Origin of the sequence: Fischerella sp. PCC 9605, from assembly GCF_000517105.1 — a bacterium.
Taxonomy (GTDB): domain Bacteria; phylum Cyanobacteriota; class Cyanobacteriia; order Cyanobacteriales; family Nostocaceae; genus PCC9605.
The window spans coordinates 256056-272583 of the sequence record NZ_KI912148.1; the positions used below are offsets into that span (position 1 = coordinate 256056).

Below are 16528 nucleotides of genomic sequence, written 5' to 3' on the forward strand. Positions count from 1 at the left end.
CGAAGACTTACAGCGCTTGACATCTAGATGAAGTACCCCTGGTAAAGGGAAGAGTGCGCGATCGCTCTTTTTGGGATATTTATATACTTTATTAAGTTGAAATCTGCTGTATTAGAACAAGTCCCTACTGCTGTCGATATGATTGAGGAAAAGGACGAGCGACAGAATATAACCAACTTATAAAATAAAGGAGTCATACCCACGCGATCGCCCACCTCACTCAACACTACTCAACTACAATAGGGATAGACATTGTTGAGATTTGTATAGTTACTTAGGGATAACCTGTTATGGCTCCCGCCGTTTTAATTGAAAACCTAAAAAAACGCTACGGTTCGGTTGAAGCCGTTAAGGATGTTTCCTTTCAGGTAGAACCAGGAGAAATTTTTGGTTTACTTGGCCCCAACGGAGCGGGTAAAACTACTACCTTACGAGCTTTATGTACTCTCACTACACCAGACGCTGGTAAAATAGAAGTCTCTGGCATTTCAGTTGTAGATAATCCCAGAGCAGCGAGAAAAAGACTTGGTTATGTCGCCCAAGAAGTAGCTTTAGATAAAGTCCTGACTGGACGCGAACTGCTACAACTGCAAGCGGCACTTTATCACTTACCGACAGCAGTAACAAAACAGCGCGTGGACACGGTGCTGAGTTTACTCGGTTTGCAGGAATACGCCGATAAAAAGACTGGAACTTACTCTGGCGGTTTACGCAAACGTTTAGACTTGGCAGCTGGGTTACTACACGCACCAGATGTATTGGTTTTGGATGAGCCAACGGTAGGACTTGACATTGAAAGCCGTTTTATTGTCTGGGAATTCCTGCGGAAATTGCGGGAAGCTGGAACCACCGTACTAATTACCAGCCATTATTTAGAAGAAATTGACGCCTTGGCAGATCGAGTCGCAATCATCGATCGGGGTGTAGTCATTGCGGCTGGAACGCCTTCCGAATTAAAAGATAAAGTTGGGGGTGATCGCGTTACTCTGCGTATCCGTGAATTTACACCAAATGAAGAAGCAGAAAAAGCAAAAGATTTACTCACACCTCTGCCATTTGTACAAGAAGTAATTATCAACAACGCTCAGGGTAATTCTCTCAACTTGGTGGTAACACCACAGAATGATGTATTGATTACCATCCAGCAAGCGCTCAATCATGCTGGGCTGCCAGTATTTGGCATTGCTCAATCTCGTCCCAGTTTAGATGATGTCTACCTCGCAGCCACGGGACGCACGCTCATGGATGCAGAACTAGCAGCATTGGATACTCGCGATCCAAAAGCAGAGAAAAAGCAAAATATGAGATAGATGGTAGTTAGTGGTTAGTAGAACAACTAACTACTAACCACTAACTACTAACTACTAACCACTAACAATTCCCAATCCAAAATCCAAAATTGATATGAGTGGTACTGTCATACCTCCCAAATCAGAGATTAACTGGCAGCAAGTAGCTGCGCCGCAAGCTTACACTGATAATGCTCCTAATTTTGTCGGTGAGCTAGTTCAAGAAACTTTGGCGTTGACACGTCGCTTGTTTATTCAATTGCAGCGACGTCCTTCCACCTTGCTAGCTGGAATTATTCAGCCTGTAATGTGGTTGGTACTGTTTGGCGCTTTATTTCAGAATGCACCCAAAGGCATTTTTGGCAATACGACAAATTACGCACAATTTCTGGGTGCCGGTATTATTGTTTTTACTGCCTTTGCTGGAGCGCTCAATGCCGGTTTACCAGTAATGTTTGACCGTGAATTTGGCTTTTTGAATCGGTTGCTGGTGGCTCCCCTAGCATCGCGGTACTCGATTGTACTGGCTTCCGCAATCTTTATCATCAGCCAAAGCTTGCTGCAAGCAGCTGTGATTGTAGCAGCAGCAGCGTTTTTAGGTGCAGGAGTGCCAGATGCTGCTGGTTTGGGTGCTATAGCTCTAATTGTCTTCCTGCTTGCTTTGGGTGTAACTGCCCTCAGCTTGGGGTTGGCTTTTGCGCTGCCCGGACACATTGAACTGATTGCAGTAATTTTTGTTACTAACCTACCGCTGTTATTTGCCAGCACTGCTTTGGCTCCCTTATCTTTTATGCCCAAGTGGTTGCAGATTGTAGCTACTCTCAATCCTCTCAGCTACGCTATTGAACCAATTCGCTATCTTTATCTGCACAAAGATTGGAGCTTAAATAGTGTGGTGATGCACGCATTTTGGGGTGACGTTACCTTTGGCAGCGCCATTCTGGTATTGCTGGGATTTGCTCTTTTAGCTTTGCTGATTATTCAACCCCGACTGCGGCAGACTCTTTCGTAAGTAGATGTGAAAACTGCGTACACCAAAACGCATGAAAACCCGTTTTCTCTTTGTGTCTTAGTGTCTTGGTGGTTTAAGATTTTTTTAACCACAAAGGCACTAAGACACAAAGTGTGTAACTGAGTCTCTTACCTCCAGCCTTCTGCCTTAGAATTGGTAGAGTGATTTAAATTCAGCGGGTGTGAATATGAGAGTTTGGCTAGCTTGCTTTGTAGTGCTATTTGCTCTAGCACAGTTGTTTGACTGGATACAAGAATTACAACTGCCGCTACCTATTTATATTTTGGGTGGGGCTTTTTTAGCTGTTGCATCCAACTACGATAAGCTGTTTGGCACATATTTCAGTGATGTAACCAGTGTAACTGAGGCAACTATCGAAACACCAGAACAAGCTCAGCTAGACTCTCCATCCCCACCCACTGGTGCGATGATTTCTCCTGCTACTGAGAATTTGCAATCATCTTAGAACTTACTATTTAGTGTGTAGTGAGTGCTTGAGCGCTCAAATAAGTACTAAATCTTCTGCTTGTTTGCCGAGGGATAAAAAAGAGCGTACACAGAATAATATTATTCTGTGCAGCCTCCAGGTATCGCTGCCTTCGGCGGAAGGCGGAAATCAGCCTAAAGGCAGAGTCCAGTTGTTGCGGTTGGATGGGAATTTGGATGAGGTAGCAAACAGGGCGATCGCGCTCATCAAGATTAGAAAATAGCTAATTAGTTCTCTCAGGTGGCGTGTGAGCATCTGACTCCAAAGAGGAAACTTTGAATTGACAGCCTACTCATTTTTGTACTATTGGTTCGTCTTCTTCGGGGTTATTTTTGCCCGATACTTTCTTATCGCTGGGGGAGCGTACTTGCTCTTCTATTCAATTCTAGGGAAATCCCTTGCCAATCGGAGTTTGCGTCTTAAGCCTCCGCTGGGCCGATCAATTCGCAGGGATATCGAATTATCGATCCTCTCGGCGGTGGTTTTTGCACTTAGTGCAGCGTTTATCATCTCAGAGTACGATTTGGGAGTCACGCTGTTGTACACCGATCTGCGCGAGTATGGTCTGTGGTATTTAGGAGTGAGCTTTGTAGCGGTGCTCATACTTCAGGATACGTACTTTTACTTTATCCATCGGATGTTTCACCGCCCCTTATTTTTCAGGTGGATGCATTATGGACATCACCGTTCGGGAGATCCAACACCGTGGAGTTCCTTCGCCTTCGATCCACCAGAGGCGATCACACAGGCGCTCTTTTTTGTAGGTGTAGTCTTCATCGTCCCGCTTCATTTCATCACTTTGGTTGCCGTACTCATAACGATGACGGTATGGGCAGTGTTGAATCATCTTGGATTCAAGCTATTTCCCTCGTCATTTAAGAGCTACTGGCTCGGAAGGTGGTTCATCGGCCCGACGCATCACTCGATACATCATCATAAATACACGGTGCACTACGGATTGTACTTCACGTTCTGGGACAAGCTGCTCGGTACTCAAGACCCTAATTATGAGAATGAGTTCCACGTTTAGGAATTGAGACTTACGTACGATCTGGGTGATGCGAGGTTCGTAGTGTAGACGCTCCCAAGAGCGGCTTCCCGCAGGGTGGGCTTTAGCCCTCTTTAAGAGCTACTTTAAGGGCTAGCCCTTACTACAAACCCAGCATACTTTGTGTGGCAAAGTACTAAGTACAGCGTTTCATTAATTCGTAGCGAAATTATTTATGAAAAGACTCTGCTACCTGGTGCGCTGACTCTGCGTGCCCACCGAAGCTTTTAACTCTGCGAGAAGCCCTACTCTGCGAGAAGCCGCTAGCGCGTCTACAAACTTCTCTCTGCGTTTAAAAAAGCTACGATTTTACGCAAAGCTGTACTAAGGTTTTTTATACCGGAATTGACAACAGGAGGATTGTAGTTACAAATCACTAACTAGAGTGATGTCATTATCCTTTAGTGAGTGCTACCCTCGTATTACAAATTTGAGCTAGAGAGGTAAAAAATGAACCACCTGGACTTCTAAAACCGGACTTGACGAACCCGGCAAATGGCATTCACGCTATCAATCTCATCGTCTACAAAATTGCTGAGGCTTTGTACAAGTCTGGATATCCAGAACCAACAATTTGGCGTTCTTCACCCATCACTACGGTTGCTAACAACTTCGACAAACTTTATTTCCCTTCAGATAGTTTGTCGCGTTCCCCAAAATACACCCGCTACCTTAGCGAGGGTAAACTACTCAGAACTCACACCACCGTAATTATGCCAGAGTTACTCCCTCATATTAGGGGAGAACAACTCATCCTCCACCCCGGTATCTGTTATCGCCGAGATGTGGTGGATAAACGTCATGTGGGCGAACCCCATCAAATGGACGTTTGGTTAATTGTTAGAGACGCGACATGTCGCGTCTCTACAGTTAAATTCATCGAAACTATTCTCCATGCAGTGCTTCCAGGCGTATCCTACCGCTTGAATGAAACCTCACACCCTTACACCCGCAACGGTTTAGAAATTGAGGTTTTAGTTGATGGCAAATGGGTGGAGGTGGGAGAATGTGGGGAAGCTCATCCCGGTTTGTTACAACCTGGTTATTACGGTTTAGCATCTGGTTGGGGACTAGATCGTTTGGCGATGTTAGTAAAAGGGATAGATGATATTCGCTTATTACGAAGTAGTCATCCCGGTATTGCTTTCCAAATGACAAATTTGGAGCCTTACCGCAAAATCTCCAATCAACCTAGTATCAACCGGGATATGTCAATTGTCACCGGGCTTGATACGGAATTAGAAGATATCTGCGAACAAATAATAGAAGTGTTGGGCGATGACGCTGAACTTTTGGACTCAGTAGATATACTTAGGGAAACTTACCATCACCAACTTCCCCCACAGGCAATTCAACGTTTGGGTATCCAACCGAATCAGAAAAATCTGCTAGTGCGGATGACTCTGCGGAGCCTTGTTGCATCAATTCCCAATCAAAAAGCCAATATCCTCCGGGATTTGGTTTACCAGAGGATTCATCAAGGTTCCTAGAGTTTGCCACAAAGATGATGACAGGCTAAGGAAGTTTGTAGTAAGCACGCTTGCTGCTTAAATGAGGGCTAAAGCCCTCACTACAAACCTATCAAAATTAGTGTGGTGGAATACTAGAATAGGAATGTTTTCACAAGAAAGTAGCTAGTCTCCGCCCTTGTTCTTTGCAACACCGCCCCAGAAGTAGTAATCCGCTTGATAAGCAATGCGAACTTCACCGTTTGCGTTGACGCGATCGCAACCTTGAGTAGGTGCTTTACCACCAACCGTATTTAGACGCTGTATCCAATTCACTTGGCTGAAAATACCATCGCCTTCATGCGATCGCACTTGCAATAATAACCAAGGAATTGCACTGGCTTGTGGTGCATCTGCCTGAGTTTTAACTTTACCTATAACTTTACTACCGTCGTTCGACTCCCAACTAGGCCCGAGGTAATGCTTACCTATCTTTTGTCCCTGCTCATTCAACAGCACTGCATCGGGGCCTTTGAGCGTCCACTCGAAGGAGTTAGGATTATCTGCCTTTGCCTTACAAACATATATTTGTGAACCTTTAGCAAGTGCTTTGAAAATAGGATTTTGGTCTTGCGGAACTTGCAAGTTGTTGGGCACATCTGGTGAACTTGTAGGTGTAGTTTGGGCATGGGTATTGCCTGCATTCAACCCAAAAACCAGAGCAACTAGGCTAATATTCAGTAAAGAAAGTTTGTTCATATAAATTTTTGTGTTCAACATGACCTCATCACTCCTGAATTGTAGGAGTTTGAACAAAGACAAACATCTGAAAAAGGTCTTGAACTCACCCTAACGAAATAGTTAAATTCTCTATAACTTTCGTTGACGTTCTGATATCTCTGCGCCTAGTGCAGTTTATTCCCTCACGCCTCGCATCGCCAACAACGCCGTCCCGTATGCCGCCTCCGTATTTACAGGACGCATCACAGGAACTTGCAAATAACGCCCTCTAATTGCCGTCCATGTGTCGTTTGCTGCACCACCACCAGCTGTATAAACTCGACTTAACCGATCTGCCCCCAATTCCTGTAACAACTCATATCCTCGCGCTTCTATACGGGCAATACTTTCCAATAACCCATGCAGAAATTCCACGGGGTTCTCTGGGTGTGGTTCCAGTCGCGGCGGTAAATTTGGGTCGTTAATCGGAAAGCGATCGCCCGGCTTCAACAAAGGATAATAATCTAACCCACTTTCTTTACTAGCGTCAATTTCCCGGCTATAGTTTTCTAACTCAGCATTAGTGAAAAATTGTCGCAGCACAGCACCGCCAGTATTGGAAGCACCGCCAGTTAGCCATAAGTTTCCCAAACGATGGCTGTAAATTCCGTACCTGGAATCTTCCACACGAATACGACTCAAAAGCTTCAGCACTAGCGTAGAACCAAGAGAAGTTACTGCTTCCCCAGGCAACTTCGCAGCACTGGCGAGAAATGCCGCGATACTATCTGTAGTGCCAGCACACACCAAGCAATCAGACGGGAAATTGTAATGAGTGACAATTTCAGGGTGTAATTCACTGATAGGATGACCAGGAGTTAATATTTTCGGTAAATGAATTGAAATTTGTAGCTTATCCAGCCATTTTGGGTATTTAAATGCTTCTACGTCATAACCCAGTTTTAAAGCATTGTGGTAATCGCTAATACCCAATTGACCATGCAGCAGAAAAGCTAGCCAGTCTGCCTGATGCAGAAAATACCTAGCTTCTCGAAAAGATGGCAATTGCGACATCCACAGAAGCTTGGCAAGGCTAGAAGTTGCACTTAATACAGTGTGATTGGGCGGTGCTACATTCCTCAACCTATCCAGCATGACCACACCTCGCCCATCGTTGTACAGCAAAGGCACATCCACAGGATGACCAGCCGCATCACACAGCAACACAGTCGAGGAAGTGCCATTAATAGCGATCGCTCTAATTTCTCGCCGCAATTCTCTAGATATTTGCTCTAGAAGGCTAAATAAAGCCGTATGCCAGCAACTGACCAAGTCAGCATTAGTAGAAACTTTAAAGGGATGCCGCACCTCTTGTAAGATACTCTCTGCTTCGTCAATCACCACACCCCTCGCACCAGAAGTCCCAAAGTCTATACCCAGATAAAAACACATAGTTCTATAATTTTTTTTAAACTCTTGACCACTAACCACTAACCAATGTAGAGACGTGCCATGGCACGTCTCTACAACAACCAACAACCAACAACCAACAACCAACCACTAATCCATTTGTTGCATCTTGTAACAAGCTATTCCCCTATCAAGGCAAAACAGGGAAAAGTAGTAAACGAACTGATCAAAATCTTTTGGATTAGGAGGTTTTAATCCATGACTATATCTGATACTCAAGTCTACATTGCTCTTGTTGTAGCTCTGCTTCCAGGCTTTCTAGCTTGGCGGTTGGCAACAGAACTTTACAAATAAATTATTGGCGTGATGACGCATTTATAAAGCCAATAAACCTGGCAATACGGGGTGCAGTTGCCGAAGACTAACGGCTTTATACCGTTATGTGTTTGCGTGCAAACACTTACGTATGCTAGGTTTATTTTTAACTAGCTGCACACGTGTAGCAATTTCCGAAAAATGAAGTAATATGACAGCTAAATAAAACCGTAAACAGCCCAGGAGTATTGTTTACGGTGCGTCAATTAAATCAGCGAGGTTCTTAATAATTACTTATGAATGCGATTCAACCAACCAGACCCCCGCTAGAACCAATACAAAGACGCCGAGTTGCTCCTCGACCAAAACGGCATCTACGTCAGCGTTCTTACCAGGTGATGGCGCTGGAAACAACGGCAAAGATAGGGGTTAACGTTGTGATTTCAGCAGCGGCACTATCTGCTCTTGTACAGCTTTTGCCTTATCACTGGTCACAGCAAGACAAGTTGCGAGAAATCCGCACTGAAGTCAAGCAGATGGAAGAACGGGTGAATAGTTTGCAGGCAGAATTTAGCCGCAACTTTGATCCGCGCCAAACTAAAAGTATTATGCAAGAACAAGGATATCGATTTGACCCAAGGCAGCGTCAAGTCGTATTGATGAATCAGGAACCAGAAGAAATTGAACAAGCAGAATTTTCACCTTAAATGAAATTTGTAGGTAAAGTTCTAGTTTAGAGATTTAGAATAGTTTAGATTTCTTTCCTGCTGACTGCGTATTAACACGTAGTATATCAAAAAATAGCTAACAGCTAATAGTTAATAGCCAACCGCTCAGTTTTTCGGATCTGTGTAGTTATCATCTATTAGCTATTAGCGATTAAAATGCGTATTTAATCAGCCTAAATTTAGGCTCAAACTACCAATTTTAATGGCTAGAAGACATCAACTCGTCGATCCAGTTTTCAACTTGTAAATGCAAGCGCTGTCCTGGTTCTTTCCTTTTGGTGTCTGAAGAAGGTAGTAAACTCAAGGCACGACGATAATCAGCGATCGCACAATTCCAGTCGCCCCAAAGATGAAAGGTTCTGCCTCGTTCAGCAAAAATATGACCTTCTAGCTGACCGAAAAGTAACGCCACCTCAAAATTATCAATAGCCTCTTCGTATTGCCCCAAGTCACGCAAAGTAATACCTCTGTTCAACCATGCCCGCACATAACTAGGATTCAAATCTAGCGCTTGGTCATAGTCTGCGATCGCTGCTACTAATTCCCCACGAGCGGCGAAGTAATTTGCTCGATTGTTATAAGCACTAGCCAATTTAGGATTTAGTTGCAAAGCTGTGTTGTAATCGCAAAAAGCTTTTTGAGTTTCACCGCATTCAAAATAAATCAGTCCCCGGTTGTTGTAATCAATCGCATTGTGGGGATGACGGTTAATTAGTTGACTCAAGAGCGCGATCGCCTCAGTATACTCTCCTTGTTGGGCCGATCTTAAAGCACAAGAGCGTAAGTAGCCGTCACCGAAAGCAGATTCGCCGCTACCGTTAGCCTTTCGCTGTTGAGAGAGTTCGGTAGTTTTTAACACGTTTGTATATCTGTGATTTTGCTGTTCACCAGATGCTAAAAATGAGTGGCTGTTCATATCTTCCTGCCTGAGCTGCTTGCTCTGTGAAATCAACTTATAGTTTTCGGCGTGCTTGTGGTTCTGCCCCTGTGTCACTTGCTAAGGTGTCTATGAGTACTCAGGTGCAAGCATCCTGTTTGAATATTACCCACCTTACAGGTGTGAATATTCCTCATACCCAATTGATCCTTAAGCTTAATAGTGGATACTTCATCCCAAGGTTTAATTCCAGAAACAGCAAATATCAATCTAGTAGACTAGTCAAGTAGTAGGAGCAACAACTTGATAGAATGCCAACAAGCAATTCAGACTTTATTTAGTAGAGTCTATAGTTTTGAAAAGAAATTCTTATGACAACAGCAGCTTCCTATCCCAATGCGCCCGACATTACCACCGATGATTACATCGTCATCGGTTTAGCAACCTGCTTCATCAAAGAAGACGGAGAAGTTCATCAAGTCGAAGTTATAGAACCGATTCCCTCAGCCGCATTGGAAGCCCTCGTCAAAGGAATTCCCACTTCCTATAGGTTGGCTTGTGCAACAACATTGGGAACAGTACTCAGCGGTGAAACACTGCAAAAACCCGCTGACTTTCCCGAGACGGCTCAATTTAGTGATGAATTTATGCAACGCACTATTGCAGCAGCACGCACCTACAAGCGTAGTGAAACCGCAAAATCTCTAATTCCTTTGGGCACTACCTATAAAGATTTTAAATATTCTACCGAACGCAAACGCGTACTGAATGCCGCACGGGTTGTCTCTAAAGAAGACAACATCAAACAGCATCCCCATACACATAAAGTTTTGTAGTAGGGAATAGGGAAAGGGGAATCGTTAACCACTAACCACTAACCACTAACTACTAACTACTAACCACCAACCACCAACCAAAATATTATGTTGAAACTTTACGGTGGCGCTCGTAGTCGCGCTTCAATTGTTCAATGGTATTTAGAAGAATTGGGAATTCCTTACGAATTTGTCATGCTCGATATGCAAGCTGGTGAACACCGCCAACCTGCATACCTGGCGATTAACCCTATGGGGAAAGTTCCGGCGATCGTTGATGGCGATTTCCAACTTTGGGAATCAGGGGCAATTTTGCTTTATCTTGATGAGAAATATGGTAAGCTTGAGCACTCTTTAGAAGAACGTGCAAAAATCGCTCAGTGGGTGTTATTTGCCAATTCCACCCTAGCTCCAGGTATATTTGTGGAAGCCAGCCGCGAGCGAGAAATGCCACGGTTAATGACTCCCCTAAATGAAATTCTTCAACGTCAACAATTCTTGTTGGGCGGCACATTTACTGTTGCCGACGTGGCGGTAGGATCTGTCCTAGCTTATATTACGATCATGCTAAAGCTAGACTTTAGCCCCTATCCAGGTATATTTACTTATTGCAAACGCTTGTCTGAGCGTCCAGCATTTAAGGCTTCCATCGGTTCTCGTAGTTAATGTAATAGATAGTAGTTAGTAGTTAGTAGATAGTAGATAGTAGTTAGTAGTTAGTAGATAGTAGATAGTAGTTATTTATGAGTTTTTACTACTAACCACTAACCACTAACCACTAACCAAATTTATCGATAATTTGTAAATTGCAAAGCAACAGGAAAGTCTTCTTGCTTTAAGCGTTGGATAACAGCTTGCAAGTCATCTTTGTTTTTAGCACTCACACGCACTGCGTCTCCTTGAATAGAAGCTTGCACCTTTTTGAATTCATCACGAATTAATTTGGAAATTTGCTTGGCTTGTTCCTGATTGATGCCTTTTTTTAGTTTGATTTCTTGGCGAACGCGGTTCCCACTGGCTGATTCAACTTTGCCAAAATCAAAAATTTTCTGCGAGAGATTGCGCTTAGCGGCTTTTTCCCGCAGTACATTATGTACAGACTCTAAAGTGAACTCACTATCGGTGCTAATGACAATACTTTGTTCACCTAACTCTACTGTAGTTTGAGTATCCTTGAGGTCGTAACGGCTTTTTATTTCTCGCGCAGTTTGGTCAACAGCGTTAACTAATTCTTGTCTATCAAAATCGCTAACAACGTCAAAAGAATATGTAGAAGCCATAGGTAAAGTAGTTTGTAGTTATTGGTTGGTGGTTAGTAGGTAGTAGTTAGTAGTTAGTAGTTAGTAGGTAGTAGTTGCTTGTCAGTTGTTATTAATTTAGTTATTGATTATTGATCGCTCACCACTAACCACTAACCACTAACCATTAACTATTATTTGCTTTGATTATGCTTAGGACAAAAAGAGTAGCAGTGCTAAAAGAGCCAATACCAAACATGAGAGATCGCAAAAGAGGGATATTTAAAATATAAAAAATTGAATACAGCGATCGCGCTATGACAAAGACGATAGCTGCTCCTACCGCTATTGTAGAATCCACGTTGGTGAGGTATGCCATCAAGGCTGCGGTGGCGAATACCATAAATGTTTCAAAAGAGTTCTGGTGTGCCCATGTTGCCCGCTGAGCGTAGGGTGGTAGTTTATCAAACATGGCACGGGGAGCAGACATATCATAACCTACACGCGCACGGGCATAACTTACTACCAAAAATGGCAAGTAAATTAGTACAGCCGCAGCAGCGATCGCGTATAAAAAAATCACGGAAACGGGAAATGGCAATAATTGCATCAACATGAATAATCGTTACAATCTTGGGTTTTTGATGTTTTGGCGTAGTCGCAAAGCAGCTACCCTACTAGCAGCTGCAAAAACCCAGGAAAAATTGCAGCAAGGTCAGTTTCACTTACTCGCAATGTGTCCGTAGTGTCTATGCCTAGTCATTACTCAATAGTCATTTGTCTTACTGCTGACAACATCTACTCCTTGTTACTGATGGAGTTATGTACTGCTTGCATATGACTAATGACTAATCAAAGTAGAAAAGCGTTACCACTTTTCTTTGTTCTTCTGCTTCTTTACAAGTTTGCAGCAGGGTACCACTGTCGTGAAACGCGAAGCAGATCAGTTGCTGACAACGAGAGACAATCTCTTTATTGCACAGGTAACTAGCTTCAGCGAGAGACATATGATCGTTACTAGGATTTTCCACCAGATGCATAACCTGTTCTAGTTGCTGGCGAGATTCGTATGGCTGGCGTTCCAGACTCTGGGGCAGAATCACAGTTAACAGGTTGGGATCGGCCCGCATTGCTCCCTTAATTGCAGCTGAATTTGTACCCGTAGCACCGGAGGTGATGATCTGGTTGCCCGATAAAACTAGGGCATAGGTCATCATCTCAATCAAATTTTGATGTGTAATTGGTACATGACGGGAACCCAGCAAGGCGATTCGTTTAGAACCCGTTTGCTGGATGGTCGCCAGTTCTTGCGCTAATGTATCAAGGTTGATAAGGTCTATTGACTGACTCAAAGATGGACGGAATCAGATAAAACAACCTAGCTATTTTAACAGACAAAGACAAAACGCAAAGCTGCTTTGAGTTAGATATCACTACAATTTCTAGACTGTTGATTTGAGTAGTTTAATTGCTTGATCGCACCAAGCAAGCCAGTGTGTTTCATAACCGATTCCTTTGAGAAGAGTCAGGTAATGAAACTTGGCTGGTTCTGAGAGTTCCTGAAAATTTTGAAAGTATTGCCTCTCTAAAGCTTTATATGTAGACAATCTTTCTAGATGTGCTTGGCGGTGACGCTCTAGCTCTTCCAAGATAGTCTCTTGAGATGCAACATAACCACCAAAAATTTTCACCAACAAATCGTCCTTGATTGGTGTGGGTTCACACGGTTGTGCTATCCATTCTTTCAACCGCTGCTTTCCCAATTCTGTGACGCTATAGAGCTTCTTGTCAGGACGTCCTTCTTGCGAAATTGTTTCGGAAGTTATCCAACCTTGAGTTTCCAGTTTGGACAATTCACGGTAAATCTGCTGGTGAGTTGCCTGCCAGAAAAAGCCAACAGAGCCGTCAAATTGCTTGGCTAAGTCATAACCACTACAAGGGCGATCGATCAGAGAAGCCAAGATCGCATGTGCTAAAGCCATAAGAATATTTTATTTCTATTATGCAACTTTTTGAATATACTATAGATATGAGCAACTAATTGCATATTAAATTAATTGCATATTGCCATCAGGATTGTTCAGAATAACAGCGTGCGATCGCCACACACTTTGTTGAAGATTCATCCTAGCAATCCGTAATCAAACCAGTTTGATGCGCTATCACGGAGCTTTCACCATGTCTAAGTTGTACAGCAACGAAGAAGTCCAGCAAATCCTGCAACGAGCCTCAATACTCAAGCAGGATCGTTACGTCTCGCGAGAGGAACTTTTAGAAATCGCAGCAGAAGTTGGTGTTTCGGCAGAAACCCTACAACAAGCAGAGCAAACATGGTTAAACCAATGGGATGCGATGCAAAAGCAAGCCGTTCTTATGTCTCGTCGCCGTTTTGGATTTAAGTTGCACCTGATTCCTTATGTTTTTGTGAGCGTTTTTCTAGTGCTGTTAAATCTATCAACAACACCCCACTACTTTTGGAGCGTTTATCCAATTCTTGGTTGGGGTTTGGGCGTAACGATACATGGAGCCTGCGTTTACCGGAACTGGAACGCAATGGCAACCCAATAAAGCAAGGAGATGAAACAATTAGAGGAGACGACAATATGGCACTAATTTCTGTAACACGTTTACGTCTGCGCTCCGTCCGCTACCTGCCATCTTTTCTTTGGGAAAGTCTTTTAAGCGTGCTGCAAGCGAAACGAGCCTCCGGTAATCTCAAAACTCGATTGGTACGAGATGCTAATTTAGCCTTCTGGACGCTAACCGCTTGGGAGAGTGAAGCCGCAATGCGCGCATTTATGACCGCAGGTGCACATCGTCGTGCAATGCCGAAACTTTTGGAATGGTGCGATGAAGCTTCCGTTGTTCATTGGCATCAAGAAACAGCTGAACTTCCCGACTTGAGAGAAGCTCACCGAAGGATAGTAACACAAGGAAGAATGTCGAAAGTTAATCACCCTTCGCCAGCACAGATGTCCAAACAGATTGCTCAGCCAAGGATTTAGATGCGAATGCCCAAATAGGAAGTAGCGTTTTCTAAGTACTCAGGCAGAATTAATTACACGCATTGTTTTCCTGTTAAGAGTTCCCTGTCTCCACGAATGAATTTAATTTTGCACAACTACTTATGAGTATTAGCAATTCCTTGGTTGATCAAGGCACGGCAATGCCGTGCCCGTGCCTTCCATATTTCATCACACAATCAAAGTTGGTAGAAATCTTGTTTATGGTAAGGCTACTGCTGGGCTTAAATCCAAAAGGCTGAGCAAACGCTCGATATCAAAATGTTCAGCCATCAAATTGCGAATGCATTGGACTTTAATCGGTTCGTGGACGCGTACTTGACCAAAAGTCCGGTCAACAATTTCCACAGTAGTGAGTGTATCTAAATCTACCGACAAAATGGGGATCTCTAGTTCTTCAGCGCGGCTCTTGATAAACTCAGGTGGTGGTAATTGTCCAGTCAGGATCAGACATTGAGTGGAAGTTTCCAAAGCTGCTTGCTGAATTTCGACGCGATCGCCCCCTGTCACCACTGCCATATTCCGACCTTTACGAAAATATTTGACAGCAGCATTGACATTCATTGCCCCAATTGCCAAACTTTCTACCATCAAATCTAAGCGATCGCTGCGACAAAGAACTTCTGCTTTTAACTGATGTACTAATTCGCGAACGCTGACACTGCGTAGCAAGTCACTTTTTGGCAATGTTCCCAGCACGGCAATACCCTGCTGTTCCAAACATGGACGAATAGTAGTATCGACGATTTGTATTTGTTCCACAGGAACATCGTTGATGACAACACCAATCAAACGTTTTCCTAACCGCTGCTTGGCAGACAATAGCGCCTCAACCGAAAGCAGCGATCGATAGCGGGTTACTAGCAGCACACCAGCATCAACTAATTCAGCTACTTGCGGTAAAGACAAGTTAAACAAACTACCTTCTTCCAAATTACCTGGCCCCTCCAGCAGAACCAAATTACCAACCGCAGCTTGTAAATATTGCTGTGCAAGAGATTGCCGATAATCTGTTTTGTCTTCACCGCGCAGGCGTTTTTGTAGCGTGGCTTCATTTAAAGCCACTATTGTGGGTACAAGACGATTCTCCACCAGGTTGAGATTGGCTGCAATAAACTGGACGTCTTCCTCTACTACGTTTCCACTAGATTCATTCAAACACGTACCTAGTGGTTTGCCATAAGCAATATCTAGTCCTTTTTGCTGTAGCAGATGAGACAAACCCAGAACAGTTGCAGATTTACCGCTGTAAGCCTCCGTAGAACCAATTAGCAAATATTTAGCAGGTTTTGGCACACATGCACTCCTAATTTCAAAACGTCAGTACAATCTTATGCTTGGTGTTTCCTAATTTTAGGGCAACCAATGCGATTGGATTGCTGCACAGGACAGCTGTAGGAGTTGTTAGTGAATCTAGGTGCAAGGGGTAAGGGTCTAAATCATTCATCTATGCGCAACAGTTTGCGATAAAAGGTCTGAGAAAAATCAGTGAGCCGATAGCGCTTATAATTCTCCATCATTTCAATCAAAAAATTTATAAACTCGAAGCTGGCGATCGTCACTTCATAACTTAACTCCGCATTACCTTCAAACTGAACTCGACAACGCGTTAAGTCTGAAGGCAGTGTGGCAATATTCCACGTGGCGGCAAAAGGAATATTCTCACTGCCTTCTATTTTGCGCTGTCCTTCCAAAACGCCTTTATCGTAGAGACTGATGGCATAAGGCAAGAAATTGCGTTTGCTGCCCTGAATATATGGCAAGTAGACATTGGCTTGCTGCTGAGTAGCCGGTTGGAGTTGTTCAAAAGACATACTTACTACTCCTCTAGTAGTTTGACAACTAAGGATATTTAGTGACTTTTCATAGTATTCCCAAAAATTGTCTTTAGATTTTTCATATCCCTCACCTGATTACTAGTGGAGGGGATTATTTGTGTCTTGATATATATTTATCATTAAAAATACTTAGAGTATTTCAGATACTGAGCATGAGAAAATGTCCTAGATGGTATTAGCTTAGCGAGCAGCAATTTTGTGGCAAAAAATACCTAATTTGCTCTCAATACTCCAAGAACCATCAAACTATGTAGCAAGCGTGTAGTAAGCTATTCAAAAG

General features: G+C 43.4%; 22 protein-coding genes. 13 read left to right on the forward strand and 9 right to left on the reverse strand.

Annotation, left to right across the window (positions count from 1 at the left end; genetic code table 11):
- The first annotated feature begins 290 nt into the window (after positions 1–290).
- From FIS9605_RS0103500 to srmL, 6 genes are all read left to right on the forward strand, one after another.
- Entirely contained in the window at positions 291–1310 is a 1020-nt protein-coding gene (locus FIS9605_RS0103500) for a daunorubicin resistance protein DrrA family ABC transporter ATP-binding protein (RefSeq protein WP_026731342.1), read from the forward strand.
- 94 nt (positions 1311–1404) lie between these two features.
- Positions 1405–2301 carry an ABC transporter permease gene (locus tag FIS9605_RS0103505; protein WP_026731343.1) on the forward strand — a complete coding sequence of 299 codons (897 nt, stop codon included), beginning with the start codon at positions 1405–1407 and terminating at the stop codon, positions 2299–2301.
- 187 nt (positions 2302–2488) lie between these two features.
- Positions 2489–2767, forward strand: coding sequence for a hypothetical protein (locus tag FIS9605_RS0103510; RefSeq protein WP_026731344.1), 279 nt, complete (start codon positions 2489–2491; stop codon positions 2765–2767).
- Positions 2768–2795: 28 nt separating this feature from the next.
- On the forward strand, positions 2796–3011 hold the full coding sequence (locus tag FIS9605_RS42355) for a hypothetical protein (RefSeq protein WP_155960350.1): 216 nt from the start codon (positions 2796–2798) through the stop codon (positions 3009–3011).
- Between the two features lie 57 nt (positions 3012–3068).
- Positions 3069–3818, forward strand: a complete 750-nt coding sequence (locus FIS9605_RS0103515; RefSeq protein ID WP_026731345.1) for a sterol desaturase family protein — start codon at positions 3069–3071, stop codon at positions 3816–3818.
- A 497-nt stretch (positions 3819–4315) separates the two neighbouring features.
- Positions 4316–5326: a PheS-related mystery ligase SrmL gene (srmL, locus tag FIS9605_RS0103520; protein ID WP_026731346.1), complete on the forward strand. Its 1011-nt coding sequence runs from the start codon at positions 4316–4318 to the stop codon at positions 5324–5326.
- A 144-nt stretch (positions 5327–5470) separates the two neighbouring features.
- Here srmL and FIS9605_RS36165 read toward each other — a convergent pair whose 3' ends face one another.
- Both FIS9605_RS36165 and FIS9605_RS0103530 read right to left on the reverse strand, forming a co-directional pair.
- Positions 5471–6043 carry a DUF3455 domain-containing protein gene (locus FIS9605_RS36165; protein WP_035139620.1) on the reverse strand — a complete coding sequence of 191 codons (573 nt, stop codon included), beginning with the start codon at positions 6041–6043 and terminating at the stop codon, positions 5471–5473.
- A 156-nt stretch (positions 6044–6199) separates the two neighbouring features.
- Positions 6200–7456, reverse strand: a complete 1257-nt coding sequence (locus FIS9605_RS0103530; RefSeq protein WP_026731347.1) for an FGGY-family carbohydrate kinase — start codon at positions 7454–7456, stop codon at positions 6200–6202.
- A 216-nt stretch (positions 7457–7672) separates the two neighbouring features.
- On the opposite strand from FIS9605_RS0103530, the gene psaM reads away from it, so the two are divergent.
- Both psaM and FIS9605_RS0103545 read left to right on the forward strand, forming a co-directional pair.
- Complete coding sequence (psaM, locus tag FIS9605_RS0103540) at positions 7673–7768, forward strand: photosystem I reaction center subunit XII (RefSeq protein WP_026731348.1); 96 nt, start codon at positions 7673–7675, stop codon at positions 7766–7768.
- Between the two features lie 257 nt (positions 7769–8025).
- The gene (locus FIS9605_RS0103545; RefSeq protein WP_026731349.1) at positions 8026–8436 is read left to right on the forward strand and encodes a hypothetical protein; all 411 of its coding nucleotides are present in this window, start codon (positions 8026–8028) and stop codon (positions 8434–8436) included.
- A 220-nt stretch (positions 8437–8656) separates the two neighbouring features.
- On the opposite strand, the gene FIS9605_RS0103550 is transcribed toward FIS9605_RS0103545, so the two are convergent.
- Positions 8657–9373: a tetratricopeptide repeat protein gene (locus FIS9605_RS0103550; protein WP_026731350.1), complete on the reverse strand. Its 717-nt coding sequence runs from the start codon at positions 9371–9373 to the stop codon at positions 8657–8659.
- 332 nt (positions 9374–9705) lie between these two features.
- On the opposite strand from FIS9605_RS0103550, the gene FIS9605_RS0103555 reads away from it, so the two are divergent.
- Both FIS9605_RS0103555 and FIS9605_RS0103560 read left to right on the forward strand, forming a co-directional pair.
- Positions 9706–10170: a hypothetical protein gene (locus FIS9605_RS0103555; protein WP_026731351.1), complete on the forward strand. Its 465-nt coding sequence runs from the start codon at positions 9706–9708 to the stop codon at positions 10168–10170.
- 87 nt (positions 10171–10257) lie between these two features.
- Positions 10258–10815 carry a glutathione S-transferase family protein gene (locus FIS9605_RS0103560; protein ID WP_026731352.1) on the forward strand — a complete coding sequence of 186 codons (558 nt, stop codon included), beginning with the start codon at positions 10258–10260 and terminating at the stop codon, positions 10813–10815.
- Between the two features lie 122 nt (positions 10816–10937).
- Here the strand turns inward: FIS9605_RS0103560 and FIS9605_RS0103565 are convergent, their stop codons facing one another.
- Positions 10938–11429 carry a YajQ family cyclic di-GMP-binding protein gene (locus FIS9605_RS0103565; RefSeq protein WP_026731353.1) on the reverse strand — a complete coding sequence of 164 codons (492 nt, stop codon included), beginning with the start codon at positions 11427–11429 and terminating at the stop codon, positions 10938–10940.
- 145 nt (positions 11430–11574) lie between these two features.
- Complete coding sequence (locus FIS9605_RS0103570; protein WP_026731354.1) at positions 11575–12003, reverse strand: MAPEG family protein; 429 nt, start codon at positions 12001–12003, stop codon at positions 11575–11577.
- Here FIS9605_RS0103570 and FIS9605_RS46000 point away from each other — a divergent pair.
- On the forward strand, positions 12002–12133 hold the full coding sequence (locus FIS9605_RS46000) for a hypothetical protein (RefSeq protein WP_269321007.1): 132 nt from the start codon (positions 12002–12004) through the stop codon (positions 12131–12133). The genes FIS9605_RS0103570 and FIS9605_RS46000 overlap by 2 nt on opposite strands.
- Before the next feature lie 102 nt (positions 12134–12235).
- On the opposite strand, the gene FIS9605_RS0103580 is transcribed toward FIS9605_RS46000, so the two are convergent.
- Positions 12236–12739, reverse strand: coding sequence for a DNA-processing protein DprA (locus tag FIS9605_RS0103580; protein WP_026731355.1), 504 nt, complete (start codon positions 12737–12739; stop codon positions 12236–12238).
- A gap of 90 nt (positions 12740–12829) precedes the next feature.
- Positions 12830–13369: a PadR family transcriptional regulator gene (locus tag FIS9605_RS0103585; RefSeq protein ID WP_026731356.1), complete on the reverse strand. Its 540-nt coding sequence runs from the start codon at positions 13367–13369 to the stop codon at positions 12830–12832.
- A gap of 196 nt (positions 13370–13565) precedes the next feature.
- Between FIS9605_RS0103585 and FIS9605_RS0103590 the strand changes: the two genes are divergently transcribed.
- Together FIS9605_RS0103590 and FIS9605_RS0103595 are read left to right on the forward strand one after the other, a co-directional pair.
- The gene (locus tag FIS9605_RS0103590) at positions 13566–13955 is read left to right on the forward strand and encodes a 2TM domain-containing protein (protein WP_026731357.1); all 390 of its coding nucleotides are present in this window, start codon (positions 13566–13568) and stop codon (positions 13953–13955) included.
- A 35-nt stretch (positions 13956–13990) separates the two neighbouring features.
- Positions 13991–14392 carry a DUF3291 domain-containing protein gene (locus FIS9605_RS0103595; RefSeq protein ID WP_026731358.1) on the forward strand — a complete coding sequence of 134 codons (402 nt, stop codon included), beginning with the start codon at positions 13991–13993 and terminating at the stop codon, positions 14390–14392.
- Between the two features lie 219 nt (positions 14393–14611).
- Here the strand turns inward: FIS9605_RS0103595 and FIS9605_RS0103600 are convergent, their stop codons facing one another.
- The gene (locus FIS9605_RS0103600; RefSeq protein WP_026731359.1) at positions 14612–15706 is read right to left on the reverse strand and encodes a phosphotransacetylase family protein; all 1095 of its coding nucleotides are present in this window, start codon (positions 15704–15706) and stop codon (positions 14612–14614) included.
- A gap of 143 nt (positions 15707–15849) precedes the next feature.
- A complete protein-coding gene (gene ebsA, locus FIS9605_RS0103605; protein WP_026731360.1) occupies positions 15850–16224 on the reverse strand; it encodes a type IV pilus biogenesis protein EbsA in 375 nt (124 codons plus the stop codon).
- Positions 16225–16528: the final 304 nt, after the last annotated feature.